The organism is Micromonospora marina, assembly GCF_900091565.1.
Taxonomy (GTDB): Bacteria; Actinomycetota; Actinomycetes; order Mycobacteriales; family Micromonosporaceae; genus Micromonospora; species Micromonospora marina.
Genome location: NZ_FMCV01000018.1, coordinates 115,068 through 141,575 on the forward strand (window position 1 = coordinate 115,068; position 26,508 = coordinate 141,575).

The following is a 26,508-nucleotide window of genomic DNA, read 5'->3' on the forward strand; positions in this document are numbered from 1 at the left end:
CGTGGTCGGCCGCCCTAGGCCGGACTCAGCGCGCGGGCAGCGGACTGCCACTCGACGGTCGCCGTCAGACCGGCGCGCAGCGAGTGCGGCCGGGCGGCGGGGAACAGCTCACGCAGCCGGGTGCAGTCGGCCTGCGAGTCGCGGACGTCGCCGGGCCGCGGTGGGGCGTGCTCCACGTCGAGCCGCCGGCCGAGCACGACCTCAAGCTCGGCGACCAGATCCCGCAGCGACGTCCGGGTACCGAACGCCAGGTTGACCACGTCGGCCGCACCGACGCGGCGCACGACGGCGTCGGTGATGATGTCAGTGACATCGGCGACGTAGGTGAAGTCGCGGGTCTGCTGGCCGTCGCCGTGCAGCGTCAGAGGTCGGCCGTCGAGCGCGTCGGCGATGAACCTCGGCACCACGGCGGCGTAGGGGTGCTCGGGGTCCTGCCGCGGCCCGAACACGTTGAACAAGCGGAACGGAAGCACGGCGAGGTGGAAGCAGGCAGCGTAGGCGAGGGTGTAGGTCTCGGTGGCGAGCTTGGAGACCGCGTAGGGGCTCACCGGCATCGGCCGCAGCGCCTCGTGCCGGGGCATCCCCGGAGCCGCTCCGTACACCGAGGAGGAGGAGGCCGCCACCACATGCGGCACGTCGTGGCGGCGCACCGCCTCCAGCACGTTCACCGTTCCGGTGGCGTTGACGTGGTGGCTGCGCGCTGGATCGTCGATCGACCCCGGCACCGAAACGAGGGCACCCAGGTGTACGACGCTCGTGGCGCCCGGTAACGCGTCGTCCAGCACGTCCGGGTCGCAGACCGAGCCGACGAGGACCCGGACGGGCACGTCCAGCAGGTTGTCCAGCGAACCGGTCGACAGGTCGTCGACCACCACGATCTCGCTGATCTGCGGCTGCTCGGCGAGCGCCCGGACCAGGTTCGAACCGATGAAGCCGGCCCCGCCGGTGACCACGATCTTCACTGCTTCCCCCGACGTCGCGTGCCACCCTCTGGCGCCGACCAGGCGGAATGAACCGCTTTGCGCCTTATAACCGTCAACGACGGGCAGCGCCCTAGGGTCACGGCTGGGGATCAGGACGGGCGCCGCCGGAGCGGCGGCTCCCGCCAACTCGTCCGGGTGGGTACGGGGCCGTCGCCGCCGCGCCCCGGCCGGTGGCCGGTCGGCCGTCCGGCGAGCTGCTCCGCGAGCGCCTCGTACCACTGCGGCGAGAGCGTGATGACGCTGGCCCTACGCGGCTGGGAACGCAAGGCGCTTAGCACGGAGCCCTCGTGGCCACCGTGCCGGTGGTGAGGCGGTTCGACCCGACCGACGTGCAGTGGGCGGCACTGGCCGGCGCCCTACCGGGCCCTTCGATCAGACCCAGCCGCGCCGCGCAGCGTGGACACCGGCCTGAAAACGCGTGCGCGCGTGAAGTCGGTGCATCATCTCGGAGGCACGCCGGGCGAAGGTGCGCCGGCTCATGTGCAGCGTCGCTGCCGCCTGATCGTCGGTCAGGCCGTCGCTCAGCGCGCGGATCAGCTCCTCGCCGTCGTCGACCGTCGCGGCCGTCCGAGCGTGCCGTGCCCGCCGCGACGCGGTGTCCCACATCAGGCCCCACGCCGTCGCCAGGGAGTCACCCATCACGACGCTGTGAACGCGGGTCAGCCGGCCGTTCCCCGGGCGCCCCGGATCCTGTTGCGGCAGGTAGACCGCCGTACGGTCGCGCACCAGGAGGAAATGCGGCAGGGCAAGCGGAGCTGGTAGCGCAATCCCCTCGCGTGCCAGGGTCGCTACCGGGTCCGTCAAGGGCTGTGTGCCGGACCCGAAGAGAACCCGCACCTTGACGTCGCGGCCGCGCAGCTCGTCGAAGACCTCCGTGGGTAGCGGCACCTGAGCCGGGACCGGCGCGACGATGAGCAGTTCGGCCCGCGTCAGGTCGGACACCTCGGCGGCGAGCAGCACGGTGTTGATGTCGACGCCGAGCACCCGTCGTTCCCGGTCTGCAGCGCGTCGCACATGGGTCCGATCGGTAGTGGATCGGAATGGTGTATAACCTGCGATCTCATATGTCATGGTTTCTCCCCATCAATCGCGGCTCGTGTAGCCGGCCAGCTTTCGAAGGAGCTGTCACCGACCTCCTGGTGAGTCCCTCTACTCGCCGGCGCCGGTCCTGCTCAGCGGGTGCCCTTTCACCGGTCGCCGCCGACACATCGGCCATTCGCCCTACCGTCACGCGTGGCCCCCGTACCCGCACGTCACCAGCCGGTACGGCGGTCGCGGGCCGTTGGTCACCTCCCTGCGGTCTACGACGGCTGCGGTTCAAGTACCGTCATCGTCGGGCTGCGACGGGGCGCTGTGACCCAACGGATCCGCGAACTTTGGAGCACCAGTCGGACGGAGCACATGAAGGGCTGGACGAGCTGGCGTCGGGCCACGGGAATGCCGACGACCGGGGCTGGCGTTGAGCGGGCATTCTCATACTTCGTCACCGGTGTTCGGGTGGGAACGGTCGCGCAGATGGTTCCGTCCGTCCACGCGGGCGTGACGACGTCACCACGCCCGACCGCTTACCTAGCCTGCTGGACGCTCGCGGTCATGGCGTCACTCGGCGTGAGCACGGCGACACTGGTGCAGCGTCGACCTCTCGGTTCCGCGGTCGCGACGGCCGACTTCGCGCTGGCATGCGTGTTGCTGCTCGTCGGGCCCCTGGTGCTGGTGCCCGAGGAGCGTTTGGGCACCTGGATCGGGTTTCAGCCCGCGTACGCGCTATCGATCGTCATCACGGCGAGCGGCGTCCGCAGCCTCGCCCTGTGGGCTGGAGGGCTGCTCGGCGTCATCGCCTGCTACGTCATCTATCTGGGTGATCGCGTGTACGAGGCGATGGCCTCGACGACCGCCGGCAACATCCTCACCTACGTGGTGTACGCGCTGGTGTGCCGCATGTTCTTCGGCTACACGCGGCGCATCGCCCGCGACGCCGACGCCTCCCGGGCCCTGGCCGCGGAACTGGCACGGCGGGAGGAGGAGCGACGGGCTCAGGTGGTGCTGCACAACGGGGTCGCCCTCATGCGGCTGCTCACCGAACCCACCACCGGTGCCCTGCGCGCCCGCCTCATCGACCAGGCCGAGGTGGAACTGCGCCGCATGCGCTCCTACCTGAATGGCCGTCCCGGCCCCGACGACGCCACCGGTGGCCGCGTCACCCTCGGCCCGTTGGTCGAGCGGGTGTGCTACCGGTTCGCCGACCTGCGGGTCGATACGCTGCTCGACCTGGGTGCCGAAACCGAACTGCCACCCGACCAGGCGGAGGCGCTCGAACGTGCGTTGGAAAGCCTGCTGCTCAACATCCGTACGCACTCTCGGGCTCGCGAGGTCGTCCTGCACGCGGATCGGGACGAGGCAGGAGCGTGGACGTTGACCCTGCGGGACGACGGCGTCGGCTTCGATCCGTCGTCGGCTCCCCTCGGGGTCGGGCTGCGGCAGGTCGTCGTCGGTGAGCTGCGTCGGCTCGGCCTGCACGTGGAGATCGAATCCGTTGTCGGTGAGGGAACGACGGTGATGATCTCCTCCCCCCGACAGAAGCAGGACCGGTCGAGGTTGAGGGGCGTGGCGTGAAGCCCACGGCGGCCATCGTCGACGACGTACCGCTGATCCGGGAGGCGTTCGAGCTGCTCATGACTCGCCTCGACGTCGTCGCGTCGGTGTCGACGGTCGAGGAGTTGGTCCGTGGCCGCCATGACGTGGACGTCGTCGTGCTCGACCTGCACCTGGCCAACGGCGGGCAGCCCGACGTACGCCAGGGCGTCGCCGCGATCCGCGTGCTACGCGAGCACAACTACCAGGTCTGCGTCTACAGCCAGGAGGAACGCCGCTTCGTCCTCGCCGCCTGCCTTGCGGCGGGTGCCAGCGGTATCGTCCCCAAGGCGCTTCCGACCGAACGCGCGGAACAACTCATCGTGGAGGTCGCCGCCGGGGGCACGGTCATACCACAGCCGGTTGTCGGCATCTTGGAGGTCCTCGTCCGACGCGGCTGCATTACTGTGCTCAGCGAGCGACAGCGACAGATCCTGCACGGCCGGGCCCGCGGGCTCAGTTACGCGCAGGTGGCGAAACGCCTGTTCCTCAGCGAGTCCACCCTGCGCGGGTACTGGCTGGACCTGGTCCGGTCGTTGTCCGACTCGCTACGTGACCTCACGCCGGGCGAAATCGAGCGGACGCTCGGGCTGACCCCGGGCGATCTTCTCGACGTGTGGCCGCGTGGCGCCGCCGACGGGAAAGACTGGTGGTTGCACCAGGACCGGACACGCCCGAGAGGCACTGGAAGCGCCTGAACCCCATCCTGCTACCCAGGCGGCACATGTGTGCTGCGGCGGCGGCCGTTGGGCAGGCAGCTCAGCCGCAAGCTGTCAGCGGGACCGGTCAATCGGTGACGACACCCATCCAGTCCCGCAGCCGGGCCACCGCGGCCTGGTCTCCCCGGCGGCCGACCGCTTCGTCGGGAAGCCGGCGCCACAACCACAGGAACACATCGGAAGCGGTGGCCTCGACGACTCCCTCCGCCGGTCCGGGTGGCGGTGGATCCCGGTCGACGGTCACGAGTTCAGTGGCCAGCGAGATCAGCCAGGAGCGACCGCCGGCCAGCAGCCGCACCTGGTGATCCGGTCCGGGCTGCGGCGCGTCCGACCAGTCCCCCGCCAGCATCACTTCGAGCACCTCGTCGATCCCGTCGACCGCCAGCGCCATATCGACGGTGCCACGCTCGCCGAACGCCGCAGTCACGTCACCGGCGTGGACGGTGGTCTCCATAGCCATCCGTCGGAGCCAGAAACCGACGGTCTGGTCCGGCGCATGCCAGGTGTGCGACGGCGCGGCCGGCCCCAGCCGGGCGAACAGGTCGACCAGATCGTCCCGGGCGTCGGTCAGCCATTTGATCGGATCCGGCGGTGCCGGGGGTGGCCACGGCGACGGTTCCCGCAGCAACCGGGTCTGAGCGATCTTGTCCAGGTAGACCACGGCGAGGTGCTCGACGACGTCCCGCACCGTCCAGCCCGGACAACAGGCCACCGGGGCGTGGAGATCACGGACCGCGGCCCGGACCAGCCGGTCACTGTCCGTGCGGATGGCCGCCAGGTACGTCGCCGCCTCCATCGGGCCAGCCTGGTCCATGCGAAAGAACAGGTCAAGCGAAGCGGGGCCACCGTTTCCCGCCCCGATCCGGGCTACCATGGCGCGATGGCACCCGAACCGAGAACCGCGGTTCCCGTCGTCCGGCCGGGCCGGTGGTTCGTGCCCGCCCCGCCGGCCGGCCCCCTCGCATTCGCCTTTCCGTACGCCGGGGTGGGTGCCTCGTCGTACCGTCCCTGGCCGGCGCGGATCGGTGAGGTGGCGGTGGTGGCGGTGCAACCCCCCGGGCGGGAGAACCGCACACGGGAGCCGGCGCACCGCACGCATCGCGCGTTCGCCCACGATCTGGCGGACGCGCTGCTGCCGTACCTCGACCGCGACTACTACTTCGTGGGGCACTGCGGCGCGGTCCCGTACGCCCTGGAGACGATCTTCGAGCTGGAACGCCGGGGCTGCCCGCTGCCCCGGCGGCTGGTGGCCTCGTCCTGGGGGGCACCACACCGTGGCCTGTACGGCTACCTCAACTTCGTCGACCTGTCGACGGCGGACCTGCACGCCGAGACCCGGCTGTTGTTCGCGCGAGCGGGGGTTCCTGTCCGGGAGGACTTCGTCGACCTGTTGACCCAGGTGCTCCGGCACGACCTGGAGACCCAACGCGACTACTCCTACCCGGCCGGGGCGCGGGTCCCGGTGCCGGTGACCCTGCTCGGCTGGACCGGCGACGACGTCGTGCCGGCCGACCAGGTCCGGCCGGGCTGGACGGAGTGTGCGCAGGTCGAGTACGAGGAGTTGGAGGGAGCACACCTGGCCTTCCTGTCCTGCCCGGCGAACCTCCAGCGGTCCCTGGAGCACTGGCTGCGCTGAGACCCGTCGTCAGACGTCCGCGGCCAGGCGGAGCGCGTTGGCCGCCAGGTCGCGGGCCTTGAGCGCCAGCGGTGAGGTCCGGTCGAGGGCGAGGAGTTCCTGCGCGAGGACATTCAGGTCACTGACCTGTCGGCGCTGCTCGTGGTCGCGGATCATGCTCTGCATCCACAGGATCGCGGCGAGGCGGGATCCACGGGTCACCGTGGTCACCTCGTGTGGCATCCCGGTCGGATAGATCACCGCGGAGCCGATCGGCAACTTGTAGACCCGGCTCCCCCACGGGCTGGCGAAGGTCAGCTCACCGCCGTCGTAGCTCGCCGGGTCGGTCAGGAAGACGGTCATCGAGAAGTCGCTGCGCAGGTAGTTCTGCCCGAACGAACCGTACGCCTGCTGCTGGGCCATGAAACCGATGACCGGCGAGTCGATGTGCATGCCGTACGACATGCCTTCGTCGTAGCGGTTGACGATGGCCCGAGTGATGGCGCGGGGAAATACGGAGAAGTTCAACTCCAGGCTGCGCCGGATCGCCCGCTCCACCAGCTTGACGATCTCGACGTACGGTTGTTCGGCGGCCATCTCCCGGTTGTTCTTCACGTCCAGGTTGCCACCCCCGGCGGAGACCGCACCGTCGACGAACGCCGCTGCGTCGATGCTCTCCTGGATGGTGTCAAGGTCGTCGTCGTCGAGGAACTTCTCGATGGTGATGATGCTGGGCCACATGGGCCTACTCCTTACGGGTCGAGGTCGGGACCGGTTGGGACCGCCCGGCGGGGGCCGGCCGGGGACGCAGGTGGTGGGCCACGTCGGCCAGCAGTGGGGACCGGGCCGACCGGAGGAAGAAGTGGTCGCCGGGAAGGACCCGCAGCGCGAAGGAAGCTGACGTCTGCTCCGCCCAGCCCGCCATCACCTCCGGTGACACGGTGGGGTCCTCCGCCCCGCAGTATGCGGTGACCGGTACCGGGAGGGCGGCACCGGCGACGTGGCGGTGTCGCTCGCTGACCGCGAAGTCGGCGCGGAGGATCGGGACGAAGTAGGCGGCCAACTCCGGATGGGTGAACAGGTCGGCGTCGGTGCCGTTGAGCCGGACGATGCTGGCGCAGAACTCGTCGTCCGGCAGTTCGTGGATGGGCGTGTAGGAGGGCCCGATCTGCGGAGCCGGCCGTCCGGAGACGAACATCCGGGTCGGCAGCCGCCCGCCCGCGCGGTGCAGCCGGCGCACCACCTCGAAGCTGACCATCGCGCCGAGGCTGTGCCCGAAGGTCGCGTAGGGAACGTCGCCCGCAGCCTGCAGCACCTCCGTCAGGGGCGGCAGGTGCTGTTCCACCCGGTCCAGCAGCGGCTCGCCGGAGCGGTTCTCGCGCCCCGGCGGCTGGATCGCGCACACCTCGACGTCCTCGGGCAGCAGCGCCGGCCACTCCCGGTACACCGCCGCGCCGCCACCGGCGTACGGGAAGCAGAACAGGCGCAGTCGCGGCCGGGGAACGTGCCGCCACCGCACCACCCACGGGTTGGCCCCGGTCTGCACGGGCCGCCCGTTCATGGCTCCTCCCGTTCCACCCGGTGCCCGGCGCCGGTCAGCGCTGCGAGCGCCCCGGGCAGGTCGGTGACGAGCAGGTGGTCAGTGTCATAGGTGGCGACGGCGAACACACTCACGCCGGCTGCGGCCAGCGGTGCGACCACGCTGTGCAGGACTCCCGGCTCGTCCAGTCCGAACGGTCCTTCGACGCGCAGGCAATGCCACACCGCGTCGGTACGCGAGGGTGGCGGCACGGCCTCGACGGGCAGAATGAGGGACAGTTCGTGCCGGGTGCGGGTGACCGACGTGAACGGGGTGCTTCCGGCCAGCGCCCACCCTGGTACGGGCGCGTCGGGCGCGAGGCGGTGCACGGCGAACTCGCCGGTAAGCAGGGTCAGGTGGCGCGACGGGGCGCCCTGGCGGGTGTCCATCAGTAGATGATCCTCGAGTCGGTGCGGTGCCGGAACGCCCGGGACTTGCGCAGGTCCCGGGTGATGTTGACGCGCTTCAGCCAGCGGTCCCGGCCGTCGTAGCGGGCCTGGAAGGGCCGCCGTCCGTGTACCGCCCGGAAGTTGTCGATGAACAGGATCTCCCCCGGTGCCAGCGCCACCTCCTGGAGGGATCCGTCGATGGCCGCGCAGATCCGCCGTAGCGCCTCGGCGGCGACCGGGTCGTCCTCCGGCACCCGCATGTAAAACGGGTCGATGGACAGGTACGGCGACGACGGGTCACCGGAGAGCACCGCGACCGGGAACGGCCGCTCGTTCATCTCCCGGACCCGCCGACGGGCCGCGTCGAGCAGGACGGCGGTCCGTCCGGTCGCCGTCGACGAGCCGTGGGTCTGCTCCAGGTGCGAGTCGTCGGGCCGGATGACGAAACGCGGTTCGAAGAGCACCTCGCGGGTCGCCTCGTCGAGGTGGAGATTCTCCACGGTGGCGAAGGTGGTGGGGACGCGGGCGTCATTACGCAGGCAGAGAAGCCCCAGGTAGTCGCACTTCAACGGGTGGAAGGCCTCCTCCGTGTGCCACCACAGCAGTTCGGTGCTACCGCTGCCGAGCTGGCTGTGCTCGAAGCCGGGTGCGGGGCAGATGTCGTGGACCAGGGCTCCCTCCTGCTGGGTAGCCCAGCCGAACACGTCCCCGAGTGCCGTGGCGCAGAGCACCAGCCACATCTCCTCGGTCAGGGTGGTCCGGCGGTCGGGCTGGTGGGACCAGCCCGCCGGCGTCGGCCCGATCGACGCGTCGTCGACCTGGAAACCGGAGATGACGCAGGTGGCGTGCTGCTCCGCGGTCCGCAGCTCGGTCAGGAACCGGCGTAGTCGGGCCGGTAACTGGCCGCCGGCCACCGCCACGTCCCGCAGGAAAGCCGATGAGTCCGCCGTGCCGTGCGCCGCCCGAAGGGTGTCGACCAGGTCGTGGACCTGGGCGGCCTCCTCGGGGGTGAGGTCGAGCCGACCCGGTCCCACCAGCACCGGAGCGCCGGTCGTGTGCTGCTCACTGCGCATGTGTACCGCCGGATGTCGGGCCGGTCGGCTGTGCGCCGGCGATGTCGAGGATGTCCCGGAGCAGGGCCGCCGCCGCCGGCTCGGGGCCCGGCTCCAGGCTGACCGCCACCAGCCGGTCGACCCGGTCGGTGGTGAACGACACCGCCATCTCGTCCGGACCGATCATCGCCAGCGGGTGGTCCTGCGGCAGTGGAGCCGGTCGTACGGCCAGGTGGTAGCCGGTGTCCGTTCGCTCGGCCAGGCAGAGCGGCACGATCCGCTCCCCCCGGTCGCGGGCGGCGGCAAGGTCTGCCGGGGTGCAGGCGTCGATGCCGGTGACGGCGATGTCGGCGAGGGCGGTCGGCTGGCCGAGGACCGCGTTGGCCAGGATAGCCAGCTTGCAGGCGGCGTCGTGTCCGCCGACGTCGAGGCTCGGGTCGGCCTCGGCGATGCCACGTCGTTGGGCGTCCCGGACCGCGTCCGCGAAGTCGACGCCTGCCTCCATCGCGCGCAGCACGCTCTGCGACGTGCCGTTGAATATTGCTTCGACCCGGTCGATCCGGGCGCCGGCCAGGTCCCGGCGGCCGATGGTGACCACCGGCAGGGCGCCCGCGACGGTGGCGCTGAAGCGGAGCCGGCCGGCCGACGGGGTCGCAGCGGCTGCGGCCGGCCCGGCCGGCCACCGGTCGGCCGGGTGGGACAGGGCAGCCAGCTCCGCGTAGCGCAGGGCGAGGGGCGCCTTGTTGGCGAGTACGGCGTGGACGCCGTGGGTGAGGGCGTACCGGACCGTGTCCAGGGCCGGCCGGCCGTCGGTCAGGTTCACCGGGGTCGCCTCGACCAGGATGTCCGCGCCGCACTCGGCGAGCAGCGGCAGCGGCTCCAGCCCTGGTCTGCCCACGCCGGGCAGGTCGGCCAGCGCCCGCCCGCCGGACAGGGTGGCGCGCAGCGTCGACAGGTCCAGCCCGTCCAGGTGCAGCGCGGCGCCGCCGAGTTCGGCGACACCGACCACCGCCAGGCGTACGCCGTACCGAGCGGCCAGGTCCGGACCACGCTCGTCGAGCAGGTCGATCAGTGAGCGGCCCACGTTGCCGGCGCCGGCCAGGCAGAGCCGCCAGGTCACCGGGCTCACCGGCCTGCTCCGGGCCGAACGGTGGTGACGGCGACGCCGCCGAGCGGCCCGTCCCCACGAGCGGCCAGGCCGGCGATGGTGGCGTCCCAGTCGGCGATCATCGCGGTCACCGTGTCGTGGTCGAACACACCCGGGTAGTAGTGCATGATCAGGAGCGTGTCGGCACCCGGCACCACCTCGACCCGGAGCGGGAACTCGAACTGGGCCACCTGGTAGTCGGCCTGGGCGAGGGGATGCTCCAGGTCGACGCGGGAGGCGAGGTTGTTCAGTGAGCCGTCCCAGGGATAGTTCTCGAAGACCATCATGCACTCGAAGAGGTCGAGCAGTTCCACACCCAGCGCCTCCTCCACCGAGCTGTACTCGTACTGCCGCAGCTCCACCTGATCCGCCTGAAGGTCGGCCAGCCATTCCCTTGCCTTCCGGTCCGGGTCCACCGTGACGCGTACCGGAAGCGTGTTCATGCACAGCCCGGAGACCGTGTCCACGCCCGGGAACTCCGTCGCCCGGCCGGACGAGGTGACCCCGAGCACGACGTCCCTGCGCCCGGTGTAGGCCGCCATGAGCAGCAGCCACGCTCCCTGGATCACGGTGTTGACGGTGAGCCGGTGCACCCGGCAGTACTCGGCCAGTGCCTCGTGGGTGACCGGGTCCAGTGGGATCCGCTGCTTGGCGAATTCGGTTCCCACGACCGGGTCCGGCCGCCCCACGGCGGCCACCACGGGGGTGGGCCCGTCGAAGCCGGCCAGGTGGTCACGCCAGAACCGGGCCGCCGTGTCCAGGTCCCGCCCGCGCAGCCAGGCGACGTAGTCCCGGAACGGGGTCAGGGTCGGCAGCCGTGGCGTCTCGCCGTCGAGGATCGCCTGGTAGACCGCGAAGACCTCCTGCTGCACGATGGCCCGGGACCAACCGTCGAGCACGATGTGGTGGTTGGTGCAGACGTACTTGTAGGTGCCGTCGTCGATCTGCAACAGGTGCAGGCGCAGCAGCGGCGCGGCGCCCAGGTCGAAGCCCGCCGCCCGGTCCGCATCGACGATCTCGTCCTGCCGGGCGACCTGCCCGGCGGTGTCGAGACCCCGCAGGTCGTGACGGCTGATCCGGATGGTCGCGTCGGCGTGGACGACCTGCACCGGCTCGGCCAGGCCCGCCCAGTGGAAGGAGGTACGCAGGGTGGGGTGGCGACGCACCACGTACTGCCACGCCTCGGTGAGCGCGTCCAGGTCGAGCCCGTCGCGGACGAAGAGGTAGTCGGCCTGGATGACGTACTGCCCGGGACGGGGGTGGGCCAACTGCCGGCGCAGCATGTGTCGCTGCATCGGCGGCAACGGGTACACGTCGACCAGGTCGGGAATCTCAGCCCGCAGCCGGGCCAGTTCCGCCGGGGTCGGTGCGGTCAGCGGCGGCAGTTCGTCCGGAGCGCCGGGCTCCTCGTCGGAGACGGTCGACGCGTCCCGGGCCAACTCGGCGATCGTCTGGTGCTGGAACATCTGCCGGGGTGAGAGGGACACGCCGACCCGCCGGGCCCTGGACACCACCTGGATGGTGGTGATGGAGTCGCCACCGAGGGCGAAGAAGTTGTCCTCGATCCCCACCCGGTCCAGCCCGAGAAGCTCCGACCAGATGTCGGCGAGAACCTGTTCGGTGCGGTCCCGGGGGGCGACGTACGGGGTTCCGGCGGCCTCGCCGCCGGCGTCGGGGGCGGGCAACCGACCTCGATCGATCTTGCCGTTCGGGGTCAGCGGGAACGACTCCAGCGGCATCAGCACGGCCGGGACCAGGTAGTCGGGAAGGATCTCTTGCGCCGCCGCCCGGACCACGGCCGGGTCCAGTGAGCCGCCCGGTTCGGCGACCAGGTAAGCGATCAGCCGTCGGGGCGTACCGTCGTCGGGTGAGACGGTGACCAGGGCCTCCTTGACACCGTCCTGGGCGCGCAGCGCGCTCTCCACCTCACCGGGCTCGATCCGCCAGCCCCGGATCTTGACCTGGAAGTCGCTGCGGCCGAGGAGTTCCAGGTTGCCGTCGGAGCGGTACCGGGCCCGGTCGCCGGTGCGGTAGAGCCGCTCGTCGGGCCACTGCGGCAGCGGGCTGGGAAGGAACTTGGCGCGGGTCAACTCGGTGTCGCCGAGGTAGCCGCGGCCGACGCCGACGCCGGCCAGGTACAGGTCGCCCGGCACCCCGACCGGCACCGGTCGCATCCGCGAGTCCAGGACGAAGCACCGCTGGTTGGCCATCGGCCGGCCGTACGGGATGCTGCGCCAGGTGGGGTCCACCTCGTCGACGAGGTAGATCGTCGAGTCCATCGACACCTCGGTGGCGCCACCGAGGCTGACCACCCGCACACCGGGTGCCAGGGCCCGGAGCCGGTCGGGGAGGCTGAGCGGGATCCAGTCCCCGCCGAGCAGCGCGAGCCGGATCGGCAGCGGACCGGCCCCGACCGACTCACCCGCCTCGACGAACATCTCCAGCAGGGCCGGCACGGTGTGCCACACCGTCACCCGGTGCTCGGCGACCACCCGGTGCCAGTGTTCCGGGTCGCGTTCCGTGCCCGGGTCCGGCAGCGCCAGGGTGGCCCCAGCCATCAGCGTGCCGAACACGTCGTAGGCGGACATGTCGAACCCGGTGGCGGCCAGCCCGAGCAGGCGGTCGCCGGGTCCGATCCCGAATCGGCGGTTGAAGTCGCTGAAGTTGTTGACCCGGCCGCGGTGGTCGAGGAGCACCCCCTTCGGCCGCCCGGTGGAGCCCGAGGTGAAGATGACGTACGCCAGGTTCTCCGGGGTGACGGCCGGGCGCGGCCGCCGGTTCGGCTCCGCCGCGACGGCCGCCCGGTCCGCCTCGACGTCGACGAGCCGGACGCCGGGGACCGAGGCAGCCCACGGGGCGCTCGCGGCCGTACCCACCACCAGCGGTGCGGCGGCGGTGTCCAGCATGTACCGCAGCCGCTCCGCCGGGTACGTCGGGTCCAACGGCAGGTAGGCCGAGCCGGCCTTGGCGATACCCAGCAGACCGACGACCAGGTCGAGGGACTTCTCCAGGCAGATCCCCACCGGCACGTCCGGCCCGGCGCCGCGGGCGATCAGGTGGTGGGCGAGCTGGTTCGCCCGGGCGTCCAGCTCGGCGTACGTCAGCCGTCCCGTGCCGGTGACCACGGCGAGCGCTTCGGGGTCTCGGTCGACCTGTTCCTCGATCAGCTCGTGCAGGCAGCGGTCGGACGGGTACGCGGTGTCGGTGCGGTTCCACTCGACGACGAGCTGTTCCTCCTCCGGCGCCGTCAGCAGCGGCAGGTCGGCCAGCCGGAGCGTCGGGTCGGCCAGTGCGGCGGTGAGCAGGGTGGTCAGGTGCCCGACCATCCGGACGACGGTCGCCTCGTCGAACAGGTCGGTGCTGTACTCGACCGCGAGCCGGAAGGTGCCGCCGTTCTCCTCCAAGCCGAAGGTCAGATCGAACTTGGCGGTGTGGTTGTCGATCGCCAGTGCCTCGTCGAGCCCGGGAAGGACGGCCGGTGCCCCGGGCTCGGGGCCGTCGCCGGCCCGGAAGACGAACATCACCTGGATCAGCGGCGTCCGGCTGAGATCCCGGTCGGGCTGGGCGATCTCCACGATCCGGTCGAAGGGTAGGTCCTGGTTGGCCAGGGCCCCGAGGTTCGTCCGGTGGGCGCGGGCCAACAGCTCCGTGAAGGTCGGGTCGTCACGCAGGTCCGTCCGCAACAGCACCGTGTTCGACAGGTAGCCGACCATGCCGGTGAGCTCCGGTCGGCCCCGGTTCGCCACCGGGGTGCCGATGCCGACCCGGTCCTGGCCGCTGTACCGGCCCAGCAGCGCGGCGAGGCCGGCGAGGAAGACACTGAACGTTCCGGTACGCGCCTCGCGGCCCAGTTCCCGTGCCCGCTCGGCGAGATCCGCCGGCAGCCACTCGACGTACTGCGCGCCCCGGTAGCTCTGCTGTGCCGGGCGGGCCCGGTCGGTGGGCAGGTCCAGCACCGGCACCTCTCCGGCGAGCTGGTCCCGCCAGTACGCGACCTGCGCGTCGAGTGCCTCCCCTTGCAGGGCCGACCGCTGCCAGTAGGCGTAGTCGGGGTACTGCACGGCGAGGTCGTCCAGAGGCGGGCGTTGCCCGTGGGTCAGCGCCTCGTAGGTCACCGACAGCTCCCGCAGCACCAGCTCCATCGACCAGGTGTCGGCGATGATGTGGTGGATCGAGGCCATCAACACGTGTTCGGCGGGTCCAAGACGCACCAGCCCGACCCGCAGCAACGGCGCCCGGTCGAGGGCGAACGGCCGGTTGGCGTGTTTCACCACCAGGTCGTCCAGGGCGGCGCTCCGGTCCGGCTCGGGCAGGTCGGCCAGGTCGTGCCCCTCCAGCGGCACCCAGGTTCGTTCGTGCACGATCTGGACCGGACCGTCGTCACCGAGGACGAAGCTGGTACGCAGGCTCTCGTGCCGCTCGACGAGCACGTTGAGGCTGCGTTCGAGCACCGGTACGTCGATCGGGCCCCGGATGGTGGCGGCGAGGGGGATGTTGTAGTGCGCCGTGCCCGGGTCGAGCTGGTCCAGGAACCACAGCCGCTGCTGGGCGAAGGAGAGCGGGACGGGGCCGTCCGGCCGGCGCCCGATCGGTGCGTGCTCCGTTCCCACCGGTCGCCGGAGCCGCTCGGCCAGCAGCGCCTGCTTACGTGGGGACAACGCCGAGATTCTGGTCAGCGTCTCGGAATCCAGGTCCATGGAGGTTCTCCTTGTCGGGGTCAACTCGGCCAGGCGGGCGTGGTGCAGGCACGGCCGTCGGCCGGGTAGCGCGGTAACGGCCAGCGCTCGCAGAGCGCCGCCACGTCGGCCGACACCTGCGCAGCGGTCCCGGCGTCGAGGTGGAAGTCCCGGTCCCCGCGAGGCTGTACCGCCCGCAGCACCCGGTCCGCCAGCTGGGCGCAGGTCGGCATGTCGACCGGCCCGGCTCCGCGTACCGCGAGGGTGTTGGTGCCCAGCCGGAGTCCGCTGGTGACCGAGGCGGGCCGTCGGTCGCCGGGTACGTGGTTCTTGTTGACCAGGATCCCCACCGATTCCAGGGCGTTCTGGGCGACCAGCCCGCTCAACCCGGTGTCGCTCAGGTCGAGCAGCACGATGTGGTTGTCCGTGCCCCCGGAGACCACTCGGTACCCGAGCCGGGCGAACGCGTCGGCGAGCGCCCGGGCGTCGTCGACGATGCGTGCGGCCAGGTCCCGGAACTCCGTGGTGGCGCACCGGTCGAAGGCCCGCGCCTTCGCCGCGATCACGTTGACCGCCGGTGCTCCCTGGAAGAACGGGAAGACCGAACGCTGCATCGCCTCGGCCAGGGTGCCGCGACCACCCGGCACGGGCGTCGTCGCGTCCCGGCCGAGCAGCACCAGACCGCCGCGCGGGCCGAAGAGTTGCTTGTGGGTGCAGGTGGTGGTGATGTGCGCGTGGTCGACCGGGCTGGGGTGCAGCCCGGCCACCACCAGCCCCGCGACGTGGGAGATGTCCGCCAGCAGCAGCGCACCCACCTCGTCGGCCACCGCTCGGAAGGCGGCGAAGTCGACCATGCGGGAGTACGCCGTCGCCCCGCAGATGATCAGTCGGGGCCGGGTCCGGCGCGCCAGCGCGCGGACCGCGCCGACGTCGATGCGACCGTGCTCGTCCAGCCCGTACCCGTGGGCCTGGAAGTACTGCCCCGAGAAGGACGCCCGCGATCCGTGCGTGAGGTGGCCGCCCTGGTGCAGGTCCATCCCGAGGATCACGTCCCCCGGCCGCAGCAGGGCACTGAGCACCAGTTCGTTGGCGACCGAGGCCGAGTGCGGTTGCACGTTCGCGTACTCGGCTCCGAAGAGGCGGCGGGCCCGGTCGATCGCGAGCTGTTCGATCTCGTCTACCTGTACGCAGCCGGCGTGGTATCGACGGCCCGGGTAACCCTCCGCCGTCACGTTCACCACCGGTGACGCCAGGCAGGCCAGCGCCGACGGGTCGACCACGCTTGACGAGGCGACCATGACCAGCGAACGTTCCTGCCGCCGGTTCTCCCGGTCCAGGATCGCGTGCAGGGCCGGGTCCTCCTGCCGCAGCAGGTCCACACCCCGCTCGGCCAGCCGGGCCACGGAGGTGCCGGAGCTGGCGTCACTGTGGGCCGACACCGTCACGGCGCGCTCCCGTCATGGTCGTCGTCCATGTTCTCCAACTCGTCGAGGAGGGCTTCCAGGTCGTCGATGTCGGTGTGCCGGGCCTGGATCTGCACGACCTGCTGTGCCATACCTGCCACCGTCGGCGCCTCGAACAGGGTGCGTAGCGGGAAGTCGATGTCGAAACCGGACCGGAGCCGCGAGACGAGTTGCACGCCGAGCAGCGAGTGCCCGCCGAGGGCGAAGAAGTCGTCGTCGACGCCGACCTTCTCGATGCCCAGCAGGAGCTGCCAGATCGCGGCGATCCGTTCCTCGATGTCGTTGCGCGGCGCCGCGTACGGGGTGGCCAGCGGTGGCCGGGGATGAGCGGCGCTCAGCCCCCCGACCGGTGCCACTCCCCGGTGCTGGCCGTACCGCCAGTAGTCGATGCGGGGCCGCAGGTCGTCGGCGAGGACGACGAGGTGGCCCGGGTCCGGCAGGGCCAGGATCCGCCGCATCGCCCCGACCGCCTCGGCGGCGCTGAACGGCGGGCCGAGACCGGTCTCCCGGTCGGCGGCCACCTCGTACTCACCGTCGTCCCAGTCGGTGCTGAACCAGCGGGTGGGGGTGGTACGGGAAAGCAGATCGACCCAGCCGTGGGCGAAGGTTGCCGCCGCCGCGCTCGCCATCCGGCCCAGCCCACCCAGTTGGGGACTCAGCGTCGACTGCACCAGGCAGAACCCGACCGGCAGTCCGGCCAGGGCCGCGCCGAGCGCGACCGTACCGTGCAGCCGGCGGCGGAAGCGCTCCTGGCACACCGCCCGCGTGGTGTCCCGGACCAGGTAGTGCACCCGTTCCTCGGCCAGCCCGGCGGTGTGCAGCACCCCGTCGAGGCGGCCGGCCCGTTCGATGACCGATCGGACGGCCTGGCGCAACTGCGCCGGGGCGGCGACGTCGGCGGTCACCACCGAGACGTGGCCACCGGCGGCCCGTCCAGCGCGGACGCGGCGGATCCGCTCGCTGGTGTCGTCGTGCCGGGGATGGGTGTCGAGCCAGTCGTCCCACTGCTGCTCGGCGGGAAAACCAGGCCGCTCGACGATGGTGACGTCGGCGGCGTAGTCGTCGACCAGCACGCGGGTGAAGGAGTCGGCGTACTCGTCGGCACCACCCGTGATCAGGTAGACGCCGGCGGGCCGGAACGGGTCCGTCACCGGCTCGGGCAGGTCGAGGGCGTCCCAGTCGGGTATCCAGCGCCGACCACCGCGCCAGGCGACCGGGTCCGGCGACGGTTCGCCGCACTCGTCGAGCAGCCGTCGCGCCACCCGGTCGGGATCCTCGGTGGCCGGGTCCGGGTCCAGGTCGAACACCTGGCAGGGCAGCTCGGCGTTCTCCTGGGGCAGGACCAGGGCGGCCCCGGTCACGGTGCGGGTGATCGGGTTGAGCCGTTCGGTGCCGCTGATCGAGTGCAGGCCGGCGGCGACGATCCGCAGCGCGACGGCGCCGGCGGTCGGCAGGGTCTCCATCGCCTGTCCGAGGAAGAGCAGACTGTAGAAGGAGAGCACCTGCCCGGTCTCGACGGCAGCGATGGTCTCGGTGGTGGTCTCCGTGCTGAGGTCCGGTGCCGGCACGTCCAGCGACCACAGGTGCAGTATCTGGTCGGGCTGCCGGCCCGCGCCGGCCAGCCGGTCCAGCAGCGTCCGGTAGTCGGCCGGCCGGTCGGGATTCACCAGCAACGGCCCGTCGCCGCCCGGATCGAGGCCGCCCGCGCCGAAGGCCGGACCGGGCGCGACCTCCACCACCTCGGCACCCCGGGCACGCAGCTCCGCCACGACGCTGTCGCCGAGCGGGTGGTGTCCGCGCAGCACCAGCCACCGTTCCCCGCCGGGGCGCACGGCCACGGCGTCCGTGCGGGGGCGCTGCCGCCAGACGGGGATGGTGAACCAGGTGGCAGGGTCGGCGCGGTCGGCGCGGGCCGGCGGGGCCGGCGGAGTCGCCGGCACCGGACGCACCGCGCCGGGGGTGGCCTGCCCCGGAACCACAGACCCCGGGCTGAGCCAGAACTCGTCGCGCTCGAACGGGTAGCCGGGCAACCGCACCGGTGGGCCGGCCGGCGGCGGCTGCCGGTCCACGTCCACACCGAGCAACCAGAGCTGCCCGAGAGCGGAGACCAGGGCGGTGCGGTCGGTCACCCTCGCGGCCCTCCGGTGCAGGGTGGACACGGTGGCCGGTGGGACGTCGCCCTGCTGGCGGGCCAGCGCACCGAGGCCGTGTCCCAGCCCGACCTCCAGCAGCACGGCCTCGGGCAACCGGTCGCGCAGGCGGCGCAGCGCGGCACTGAACCGGACCGGCTCGCGGAACTGCCGGACCCAGTACTCGGGGTCGGTGACCAGCTCGGCGGTCGCCCAGTCACCGGTCAGTGTGGACACGTACGGGCTCGCCGGGTGGGTGAACCGGACCGTCGCGCAGACCTGCCGGTACGCGTCCAGGATGCCGTCGAGGGCGGGTGAGTGGACGGCCACCGTGGTCCGCACCGGCGTGGTCGGCACGTCCCGCGCGTCCAGCCGGGCCCGGAGGTCCGCCAGCTCGCCCGGCGGTCCGGAGACGGTGCACGACGACGGACCGGTGAACGCCGCCACGGTCAGTGTCCCGGGCAGCTCCGCCGCGACCACCTCGGCGGCGAGCCCGACGGCGAGGGCACCGCCCGGCGGCAACGTGTCATAGAGCCGCCCGCGCACGGCGACCAGCCGCATGCAGTCCTCGACGGAGAGGACACCGGCCAGGGTCGCCGCGACGTACTCACCGAGCGAGAACCCGATCGCCGCCTCCGGTCGCACCCCGGTCCGCAGCAGTTGACGGGTCAACGCGTACTGGGTGACCACCAGGGCCGGCACCGAGACGGCGTTGCGGGTCAACGCGGCGCGGGCGCGCTCGTCGGCCCCGTCGGCCGGATACATCACCGTGCGCAGGTCCAGACCGAGGTCACCGGCGAGCAGGTCGGCGCAGTGGTCCACGTCGTCCCGGTAGCCGGGAACGTGGTCGTACAGGTCGCGCCCCGTTCCCGGCTCGAAGCCGGTGAGGCCGGGCAGCAGAAGGGCGACTGGCCGGGCGGTGGACTCCTCGAAGACCGCCTCCGGGATCTCGGCGGCCAACGCGTCGGCCGCCGCACCAGGGTCGTCGGCGACGACCACCCGTCGCCACGGCAGGACCCGCCGGCCGGTCCGGCTGGTCCGGGCCACGTCGGCCAGAGCCGGGGCGTCGGCACCGCGCAGCAGCCCCGCCAGGGCCGCCGACGACCGGTTCAACGCCGCCGCCGAGCGGGCGGAGACGACGATCAGCTCCGGCTGCGCCGGTTCCCGCCGGACCGGACCGGGCCGGGGCGCCTCCTGCAACACCAGGTGGACGTTGGTGCCGCCGAGCCCGAAGGAGCTGACCCCGGCCCGGCGCGGCCGACCGTCGTCCGGCCAGTCGACGAGGGTGCGGTTCACCCGGAAAGGGCTGTCGTCCAGCGCCAACGCCGGGTTCGGCGCGGTGAAGTGCAGGTGGGGCGGGATCTCCCGGTGCCGCAGGGCCAGCAACGCCTTGAGCAGGCCGGCGATGCCGGCCGCCGCGTCGAGGTGGCCGATGTTCGTCTTCACCGAGCCCAGCGCGCAGAAGCTGACGTCGTCGGTGTGCCGGCGGAACGCGCGGGTCAGGGCGGCGACCTCGACCACGTCGCCGAGCGCGGTCGCGGTCCCGTGGCCCTCGACGAAGGAGATGGTCCGCGCGTCGACCCCGGCGACCTCCAGCGCCTCGCCGATGACGTCGGCCTGCGCGGCCACCGACGGTGCGGTGAAACCCGCCTTGGCCGAACCGTCGTTGTTGATCGCCGAACCGAGGATCACCCCGTGGACGTGGTCACCGGCCGCGAGCGCGTCGGCCAGGCGCTTGAGCACCACCACGCCCGCGCCGTCGCCGCCCACCGTGCCCTGCGCCGCCACGTCGTACGCGCGGCAGTGGCCGTCGGCGGAGGCCACCCCGCCCGGCAGGTAGCGGTAGCCGACCCGGCGGGGGGAGCTGATCCGGACCCCGCCGGCCAGGACCGCGTCGCACTGGTAGCTCAGCAGGCTCTGGCAACCGAGGGCGACCGCGGTCAGCGACGTCGAACAGGCGCTCTGCACGGCGATGCCGGGCCCGGTCAGGCCGAGCTTGTAGGCGACCCGGGTGGCCAGGTAGTCCTTGTCGCTGCCCAGGACGACCTGGGTCGGACCGGCGGCGTCGAGTACGTCGGGACGGCTCAGCACGTTGCGCAGGAAGTACGTGTTCAGCCCCGCACCGGCGAAGACCCCGATCCGGCCCGGGTACCGGTGCGGCACGAGGTTGGCGTCCTCCAGCGCGTGGTGGGCGCATTCCAGGAACACCCGGTGCTGCGGGTCGATCAGTTCGGCTTCCCGGGCCGCGTAGCCGAAGAAGGCCGCGTCGAAGTGGCCGCTGTCGGCGAGCGCGCCGTGCGCGGCCACGAACTGCGGGTGCCGGATGTCGTCCACGAGGTACCCATCGGCGAGCAGTTCCGCCTCGCCGAAGAAGCTGATCGACTCCACCCCGTGGCGCAGGTTCGTCCAGAAGGTCGGCAGGTCGGGCGCGCCGGGCAGCTTGGCCGCCATACCCACCACCGCGATGGCGTCGGCGGGCACCACGGAATCGGTGGGGGGTGTCTGCGGCGTACTCATCGGGTGCTCCCATGCCGTTCACGGGCCGCGGCCTGGGCGCGGCGACGGAGGTCTGCGCGGCTGTCCGCGGTTGGTGGTTCGATGGTCGCTTCGGGCTGCCGGCCCGGACCGTCTGCGGGTGTACCTCTCCGGGCGCCGATGGCGGCGGCCAACGACGCGACGGTGGGGTGCTCGACGACGGTCAACACGGTCACCGCCGGTCCGAACTCCTCCCGGAGCCGACCGGCCAACTCGACCAGGAGGAACGAGTGCCCACCGAGGTCGAAGAAGTTGTCGTGGAGGCCGACCTCGGTCACCCCGAGGGTGCTCGCCCAGATACCGGCGATCCGCTGCTCCAGCGTGTCGGCCGACGCGTCGTGCGCGTCCGCGCGCGCCTCGACGGTGGCGCCGCCGGGGTCGGGCAGCCGGGACCGGTCCACCTTGCCGTTGGCGGTCGTCGGCAGCGACGCGACCACCGTGACCGAGGCGGGGACCAGGTACGCCGGCAGCCGGTTGGCCAGGAAGCTGCGCAACTCCGCCGGATCGGGACGGGCACCTGGTGCCGCGACCACATAGCCGTGCAGTGTCGGTGGGTCCGAGCGGACCGTCGCCGCCGCCTCGGCGACGTCCGGATGCCGCCCGAGGACCGACTCGACCTCACCGAGCTCCACCCGGTACCCACGAATCTGCACCTGGTCGTCGGTGCGCCCGACGTACTCCAGGTCGCCCGACGGGAGGTAGCGGGCCAGGTCGCCGGTGCGGTACAACCGCCGGCCGGCGTCGAACGGGTCGGGCACGAAGCGTTCCGCGGTGGCGTCCGGTGCCCGGTGGTAGCCCCGGGCGACACCGGCACCACCGACGTACAGCTCACCCACGCAGCCCAGTCCGACCCGGCGGCCGGCCGGGTCGAGCAGGTGCACCTGGGTGCTGGCGATCGGTCGGCCGATCGGTACCGAGGGCCGGCCGGTCGACCTGCGGGACGGATGCACACAGCAGCCCACCACCGTCTCGGTCGGGCCGTACTCGTTGACCAGCAGCGCGTCGGGGGCGAGCGCACGCCACGGCGCGACGGCCGCCTCGGTCAGCGCCTCGCCACCGACCACCACCGTACGCAGGGCGGCCAGGTGCTCCGCCGGCACCGCCCGGCTGAGCAGACCCAGGTGCGCCGGGGTGAGCTTGAGCAGCGTGACCGGCTGCTCGGCCAGTCCGCGTACCAGTCCCCGCACCCCACCCGGACCGGCGTGCACCCGGCCGCCGGCCGTCAGGGGCGCCAGCAGGGAGGTGACGGTCAGGTCGAAACTCAACGGGGAGTGCGCCAGGGAGACCGTGTCCGGGCCGAGCCGGTACGCCTGCCGCGCCCACCGTAGGTAGTTCCCGAGCCCCCGGTGGGTGACCGCGACGCCCTTCGGCGTCCCGGTGGACCCGGAGGTGTACATGACGTACGCCAGGTCGGAGCCGTCCGGCACGGTGAGGGCTCCCGCCGCCGGCACCGCCTCACGCCAGTCGTCGTGGTCCAACCGGACGACCGTGCCATCCGCGGCGGCCGGTGCACCGGCGGTCAGCAGACGATCGGTGCTGACCAGCACCGAGCTGCCGGAGCTGCGGATGACGCGCCGAGTCCGGGCGACCGGCCACTCCGGGTCGACCGGCAGCCAGGCGGCGCCGACGCGCATGACCGCGACGATCGCGACCAGTGCGTCGCATCCGGGTTCGAGGCAGATCGCCACCAGCTCGCCGGGGCCGACCCCCCGCCCACGCAGGTGCGCCGCGAGCCGCATCGACTCGTCGTCGAGTTGGGCGTAGCTGAGCGTCCGCTGAGCGTCGCCGACCGCGGTCCGCTGTGGATCGCGCCGGACCTGCTCGGCGAGCTGACCGAGGATGTCGGCGGGGCCGTCCGGCGACTCCGAGGGTTGTGCCCGCACCGTGTCGAGCAGGTTCCGGGTGCGGACGGTGAACAGGTCGGCGGCCCCGACCGGGCGGTCCGGCGCGCAGAGCAGGTGGGACAGCACCGCCCCGAGCTGGTCGGCGAGCACCGGTCCGGTCCCCGGTAGGAACCGACCCGGGCGCAGGTGGACCCGCAGCGCCACGGCGTCGCCGGTACGCTCGACGATCAGACCGATCGGGCCGGGCGGCGGTGGGCAGGACACCCCGGTCACCCGGTGGCCGGCGACCGGCGGGGTCCCGGCCAGGTCGACCAGGGCCAGGGCCGGCAGGTCCGGCGGCAGCTCGGGGGCGTCCGAGCGGTCCTGCCAGCTCCGCGCCGCACGGACCCCGGCGCTTCCGGCGGCGACGAGTGCGCCGCCGCTGACCTGCTCGGGTACCGGCACGGTGACCGGCAGATGGTGCGCGTACGGGCCGACCGCCCCGTCGAGTTCCGCCCCGGCGCGACCGTCGCCGAGCACCGCCACCGTGACCCTGGTGGTGTCACCGAGCCGGGCCAGCAGGGCGGCCCACGCGGCCAGGACCGTGGCCCCGAGGTCGTCCCGGTGCAGACCGGCAAGCGCGGATTCGATCCCGTCGACCACGACCGGGTGGTCCTGGTCCGGCTCGTCGTCCTCGCCGTCGACGGCGAACGGCAGCGGTGGCCCGCTCACCGGCTCGGTCGGCGGGAGAGGCTCGTGCGCCAGGTCGTGCTGCCACTGCGCGTACTGCGGGTACTGCACCACCTCGTCGGTCGGAACCTGCCCGGCGTGACCGCATGCCACCTCACCAGCGAGGGTGACCAGGCTGGCCGGGTCGGCGTTGCGGTCGTACGTGGTGAGCACCAGCTCCCCCGCGCCGGTGGCGGCCGGTGTGAGGACCGCCCGCAGCAGCGGCCCCCGTTCGGCGTCGAGCGGGCCCTCGCCCCACGCCCACGCCCGCGCGGTCGGCAGGATCTGCTGGACGACACCGTCGGGCACGGCAGCGGAAAGCAGCACCGTGCGAACCGCTTCGTGCCGTTCGACCACGGCGGCGACGGCTGCCCGCAACCGCGCGGCGTCGACCGGCCCGTCGATGGTGATCCGGGCGGAGACGGGCCGGGGCGGGCCGGCGGCGAACCGGTCCCGTTGCTGACGCGACGTCCGGTACGCCGGCAGGGTCTCGGTCATGATGCCTCCTCCGGCAGGCCGCCGGTCTCCCTCGACAGTCGAACGTCGGCGAATGATCCGGGATCGCCGAGGGCGACCAGCAGGGTGCGTTCGCCGTGGAACGGATTGCGGGCGTGCGCGGTGGCGACGTTGTCGACAAGCAGCACGTCGCCGGGTTGCCACGCGAAGGTGACCTCCAGGTCGGCGTACGCGGCCAGCACCTCGGCCATGTCCTCGTCGGGAATCGGCGATCCGTCGCCGTACCGGCAGTCCCGGGGCAGTGCGTCGTCGCCGTACATGGCCCGCAGCCCGGCCCGGGTGGCCTCGTCGAGACAGTACGGGTGCCAGTGCTGGGCCTGGGTGAACCAGCAGGGCTCACCGGTGACCGGGTGAGCCACCACGGCAGGGCGGACGCAGGTGGTGCGCAGCCGGTCACCCGGAAGCCACTCGTACCGCATGTCCTGCGCGGCGCAGACCCGCTCCACCTCGGCCCGGTCGTCGGTGCCGAAGACCTGCTGCCACGTAAGTCCGACGCCCCGCTGGTAGCAGCGCTCGTAGCGGACCTGCCGTTCGCTGAACCGCCGGCGCAGCGCGGGGTCGAGGCGTGCGTACAGCTTGCGGCCGTCGACCAGGGGCGTCGCACCGCCGGAGTCCGCCGGCCGCAGGCAGCAGAAGACCAGCCGGTGCGGCCACCGCGCGTTGAAGGAGTTCTCGTTGTGCCAGAGCAGTTTGCGCTCGGGCGGGAAGAAGACCGGGGTCTGCACGTGGCCGGAGTCGAGCACCGGAACGTGCTCGCCGTTCTCGGTGAACAGGTCCGTGCAGAGTTGCGCGGCGGCGGCCTCGAAGGTCTCGGCCGAGTCGACGGCGAAGCCGCGGAACAGCACCGCACCAGCGACCGGCAGCCACTCGTCGATCCGGCCGCGGTGCCGCGCGGCGAAGGCGGCCAGGCCGGGCCGGTCCGGCGGGGCGGTCACCAGTCGGGGCAGCACGCCGTCCGCCGTCACCGGGACCGGCGGTGCGGTTTCCGGCGGCGGGGTGGCGTCGGTGAGGGCGACCGGGCGGGGACGTACGGCGCGCAGGCCGACCGGTCCCGTGGGCTGTGGCGAGGGCTGCTGCATGGGTGTGTCGTTTCCTTCCCAACCGTCGATCGAGCCGTCCGGTGAGGTCACGAACCGGCGAAGGGTCTCCAGGTAGGCATCCCGGACGCGTACCGCGCCGGCCTCGTCGAGCACGTCGTGGGCGAACTGGAGCACGCCGGTGAGGGTGTCGTCGTCGGCCCAGAAAAAGAGCGTGGTGTCGAACTTCGCCCGCTGCTGGGGCACCGTGACGAACTCGACTGTCAGATCGCCGAGTTGGCGGGGCAGGATCGAGTCCTCGTACACGATCTTGGTGGTGAACAGTGGTTCACCCTGCCGGCCGGCGCTGCGCGCCACCTGCTCGTACGGCACCTCGGCATGCGCCAGCGCGATCGAGCGGGCGTCGGCGGCGGCCCGTACGGCGGCGCGGGGGGTTGTCCCCGGCCGGAGGTCGGTGGCCAGGACAGCCTGGTTGACCAGTGGTCCCACCAGGTCGAGCAGTTCCGGGCGGTCCCGGCGTGCCACGTCGGTGCCGACCCGGACCTGGGCCGTGCCCGATTCGCGGGCGATCAGGACGGCGAGCGCCGCGTGCAGCACGCTGAACACGGTCACCGACGCCTGGCTGGCCAGATCGGCGATGCTGGCGCGGAGCCGGTCGTCGATCGGGATCGGCACACTCGACCCGGGCCGGTCCGCCGGCGGCGGAACCGCCGGCGGCCGGGTCAGCCCCACGGTCGGGATGTCGGTGAAGTGGTCCCGCCAGTGTCCGAGCTGCCCCTCCCAGCCGGCCGTCCGCTCCGGGTCGGTCTCCCACGCGGCGTAGTCGACGAAGCGGAGCGGTACCTGCGGCAACGTCGCTGGTGTGCCGTCGCGGGCGGCGCGGTACAGCTCGGCCAGGTCACGCAGCAGCACCCCGCCCGACCAGCCGTCCGAGGCGACGTGGTGCAGCAGAAGCAGCAACAGGTGTCGATCCGGCCCCTCGCGGCGCAGGTGAGCCCGGATCGGCCACTCGTCGCCCAGGTCGAACGGTCGGCCGAGCCGGGCCGGCAGGTCGGACTCGGCCCCGTGGTCCGGCATCGCGTCCTCGCTCACGGCGAGCGGAGCGGGCTGGTCGACGACCTGCGACAACCCGTCGCCGGTCAGCGTGAAGCGGGTGCGCAACACGTCGTGCCGGGCGACCAGGGCGGTGAGGGCACCGCGCAGGGCGGCGGCGTCGAGCGGTCCGTGCAGGCGGGCGAGCAACGGCACGTGGTAGTCGGTACGCGAGGGGGCGAGTTGCTGGGCCAGCCAGAGTCGGCGCTGCGCGAACGACGGTCGGTACGGGGCTCGGGCCGTCCCCGCGCGGGGACCGGCGTCGAGATGGGCGGGTTGCCCGGTGGTGGTGTCGAGGTGCGCGGCGAGCGCGGCCACCGTGGGATGCTCGAACACCCACCGCACCGGCACGTCCCGGCCGAGTGAGTCACGCAACCGCGCCGCGAGCTGCAT

At 72.3% G+C, this 26,508-nt stretch carries 16 protein-coding genes; 3 read left to right on the top strand and 13 right to left on the bottom strand.

Annotation, left to right across the window (positions count from 1 at the left end; translation table 11 throughout):
* Positions 1–14: 14 nt before the first annotated feature.
* Entirely contained in the window at positions 15–962 is a 948-nt protein-coding gene (locus GA0070215_RS20000; protein WP_091048468.1) for an NAD-dependent epimerase/dehydratase family protein, read from the bottom strand.
* Between the two features lie 393 nt (positions 963–1,355).
* Positions 1,356–1,967 carry a helix-turn-helix domain-containing protein gene (locus GA0070215_RS20005; RefSeq protein ID WP_091048471.1) on the bottom strand — a complete coding sequence of 204 codons (612 nt, stop codon included), beginning with the start codon at positions 1,965–1,967 and terminating at the stop codon, positions 1,356–1,358.
* 417 nt (positions 1,968–2,384) lie between these two features.
* On the opposite strand from GA0070215_RS20005, the gene GA0070215_RS20010 reads away from it, so the two are divergent.
* Both GA0070215_RS20010 and GA0070215_RS20015 read left to right on the top strand, forming a co-directional pair.
* Positions 2,385–3,596, top strand: a complete 1,212-nt coding sequence (locus GA0070215_RS20010) for a sensor histidine kinase (RefSeq protein WP_141708226.1) — start codon at positions 2,385–2,387, stop codon at positions 3,594–3,596.
* Positions 3,593–4,312: a response regulator transcription factor gene (locus tag GA0070215_RS20015; protein WP_091048474.1), complete on the top strand. Its 720-nt coding sequence runs from the start codon at positions 3,593–3,595 to the stop codon at positions 4,310–4,312. The genes GA0070215_RS20010 and GA0070215_RS20015 overlap by 4 nt, the downstream gene beginning before the upstream one ends.
* Before the next feature lie 88 nt (positions 4,313–4,400).
* Here the strand turns inward: GA0070215_RS20015 and GA0070215_RS20020 are convergent, their stop codons facing one another.
* A complete protein-coding gene (locus GA0070215_RS20020; protein ID WP_167361534.1) occupies positions 4,401–5,129 on the bottom strand; it encodes a maleylpyruvate isomerase family mycothiol-dependent enzyme in 729 nt (242 codons plus the stop codon).
* 84 nt (positions 5,130–5,213) lie between these two features.
* Between GA0070215_RS20020 and GA0070215_RS20025 the strand changes: the two genes are divergently transcribed.
* Entirely contained in the window at positions 5,214–5,969 is a 756-nt protein-coding gene (locus GA0070215_RS20025; RefSeq protein ID WP_141708227.1) for a thioesterase II family protein, read from the top strand.
* A 9-nt stretch (positions 5,970–5,978) separates the two neighbouring features.
* On the opposite strand, the gene GA0070215_RS20030 is transcribed toward GA0070215_RS20025, so the two are convergent.
* From GA0070215_RS20030 to GA0070215_RS20075, 10 genes are all read right to left on the bottom strand, one after another.
* Complete coding sequence (locus tag GA0070215_RS20030; RefSeq protein ID WP_018786787.1) at positions 5,979–6,689, bottom strand: Fe2+-dependent dioxygenase; 711 nt, start codon at positions 6,687–6,689, stop codon at positions 5,979–5,981.
* 4 nt (positions 6,690–6,693) lie between these two features.
* Complete coding sequence (locus GA0070215_RS20035; RefSeq protein ID WP_018786786.1) at positions 6,694–7,509, bottom strand: thioesterase II family protein; 816 nt, start codon at positions 7,507–7,509, stop codon at positions 6,694–6,696.
* Positions 7,506–7,916, bottom strand: coding sequence for an ACT domain-containing protein (locus GA0070215_RS20040; protein ID WP_091048481.1), 411 nt, complete (start codon positions 7,914–7,916; stop codon positions 7,506–7,508). The genes GA0070215_RS20035 and GA0070215_RS20040 overlap by 4 nt, the downstream gene beginning before the upstream one ends.
* Positions 7,916–8,989: a guanitoxin biosynthesis L-enduracididine beta-hydroxylase GntD gene (gene gntD / locus GA0070215_RS20045; RefSeq protein WP_018786784.1), complete on the bottom strand. Its 1,074-nt coding sequence runs from the start codon at positions 8,987–8,989 to the stop codon at positions 7,916–7,918. Before gntD ends, GA0070215_RS20040 begins: the two co-directional genes overlap by 1 nt.
* Positions 8,979–10,097: a homoserine dehydrogenase gene (locus GA0070215_RS20050; protein WP_091048484.1), complete on the bottom strand. Its 1,119-nt coding sequence runs from the start codon at positions 10,095–10,097 to the stop codon at positions 8,979–8,981. Before GA0070215_RS20050 ends, gntD begins: the two co-directional genes overlap by 11 nt.
* Positions 10,094–14,812 carry a non-ribosomal peptide synthetase gene (locus GA0070215_RS20055; RefSeq protein WP_091048487.1) on the bottom strand — a complete coding sequence of 1,573 codons (4,719 nt, stop codon included), beginning with the start codon at positions 14,810–14,812 and terminating at the stop codon, positions 10,094–10,096. Before GA0070215_RS20055 ends, GA0070215_RS20050 begins: the two co-directional genes overlap by 4 nt.
* Positions 14,813–14,832: 20 nt before the next feature.
* A complete protein-coding gene (locus GA0070215_RS20060) occupies positions 14,833–16,236 on the bottom strand; it encodes a serine hydroxymethyltransferase (protein ID WP_091048489.1) in 1,404 nt (467 codons plus the stop codon).
* Positions 16,233–20,900 (bottom strand): type I polyketide synthase, encoded by a 4,668-nt coding sequence (locus tag GA0070215_RS20065; protein ID WP_091048494.1) that lies wholly within the window; start codon positions 20,898–20,900, stop codon positions 16,233–16,235. Before GA0070215_RS20065 ends, GA0070215_RS20060 begins: the two co-directional genes overlap by 4 nt.
* Positions 20,897–23,968, bottom strand: coding sequence for an amino acid adenylation domain-containing protein (locus tag GA0070215_RS20070; RefSeq protein WP_091048497.1), 3,072 nt, complete (start codon positions 23,966–23,968; stop codon positions 20,897–20,899). Before GA0070215_RS20070 ends, GA0070215_RS20065 begins: the two co-directional genes overlap by 4 nt.
* Positions 23,965–26,508: condensation domain-containing protein (locus GA0070215_RS20075; protein ID WP_091048500.1), on the bottom strand; the 2,544-nt coding region annotated here is incomplete at its 5' end. The genes GA0070215_RS20075 and GA0070215_RS20070, both read right to left, overlap by 4 nt.

Excerpts from the sequence above, each read along its gene's own strand:
- GA0070215_RS20010 (WP_141708226.1), top strand. The coding sequence starts at position 2,385 with ATGAAGGGCTGGACGAGCTGGCGTCGGGCCACGGGAATGCCGACGACC.
- GA0070215_RS20020 (WP_167361534.1), bottom strand. The coding sequence starts at position 5,129 with ATGGAGGCGGCGACGTACCTGGCGGCCATCCGCACGGACAGTGACCGG.
- GA0070215_RS20025 (WP_141708227.1), top strand. The coding sequence starts at position 5,214 with ATGGCACCCGAACCGAGAACCGCGGTTCCCGTCGTCCGGCCGGGCCGG.
- GA0070215_RS20030 (WP_018786787.1), bottom strand. The coding sequence starts at position 6,689 with ATGTGGCCCAGCATCATCACCATCGAGAAGTTCCTCGACGACGACGAC.
- GA0070215_RS20035 (WP_018786786.1), bottom strand. The coding sequence starts at position 7,509 with ATGAACGGGCGGCCCGTGCAGACCGGGGCCAACCCGTGGGTGGTGCGG.
- GA0070215_RS20040 (WP_091048481.1), bottom strand. The coding sequence starts at position 7,916 with ATGGACACCCGCCAGGGCGCCCCGTCGCGCCACCTGACCCTGCTTACC.
- gntD (WP_018786784.1), bottom strand. The coding sequence starts at position 8,989 with ATGCGCAGTGAGCAGCACACGACCGGCGCTCCGGTGCTGGTGGGACCG.
- GA0070215_RS20055 (WP_091048487.1), bottom strand. The coding sequence starts at position 14,812 with ATGGACCTGGATTCCGAGACGCTGACCAGAATCTCGGCGTTGTCCCCA.
- GA0070215_RS20065 (WP_091048494.1), bottom strand. The coding sequence starts at position 20,900 with ATGAGTACGCCGCAGACACCCCCCACCGATTCCGTGGTGCCCGCCGAC.
- GA0070215_RS20070 (WP_091048497.1), bottom strand. The coding sequence starts at position 23,968 with ATGACCGAGACCCTGCCGGCGTACCGGACGTCGCGTCAGCAACGGGAC.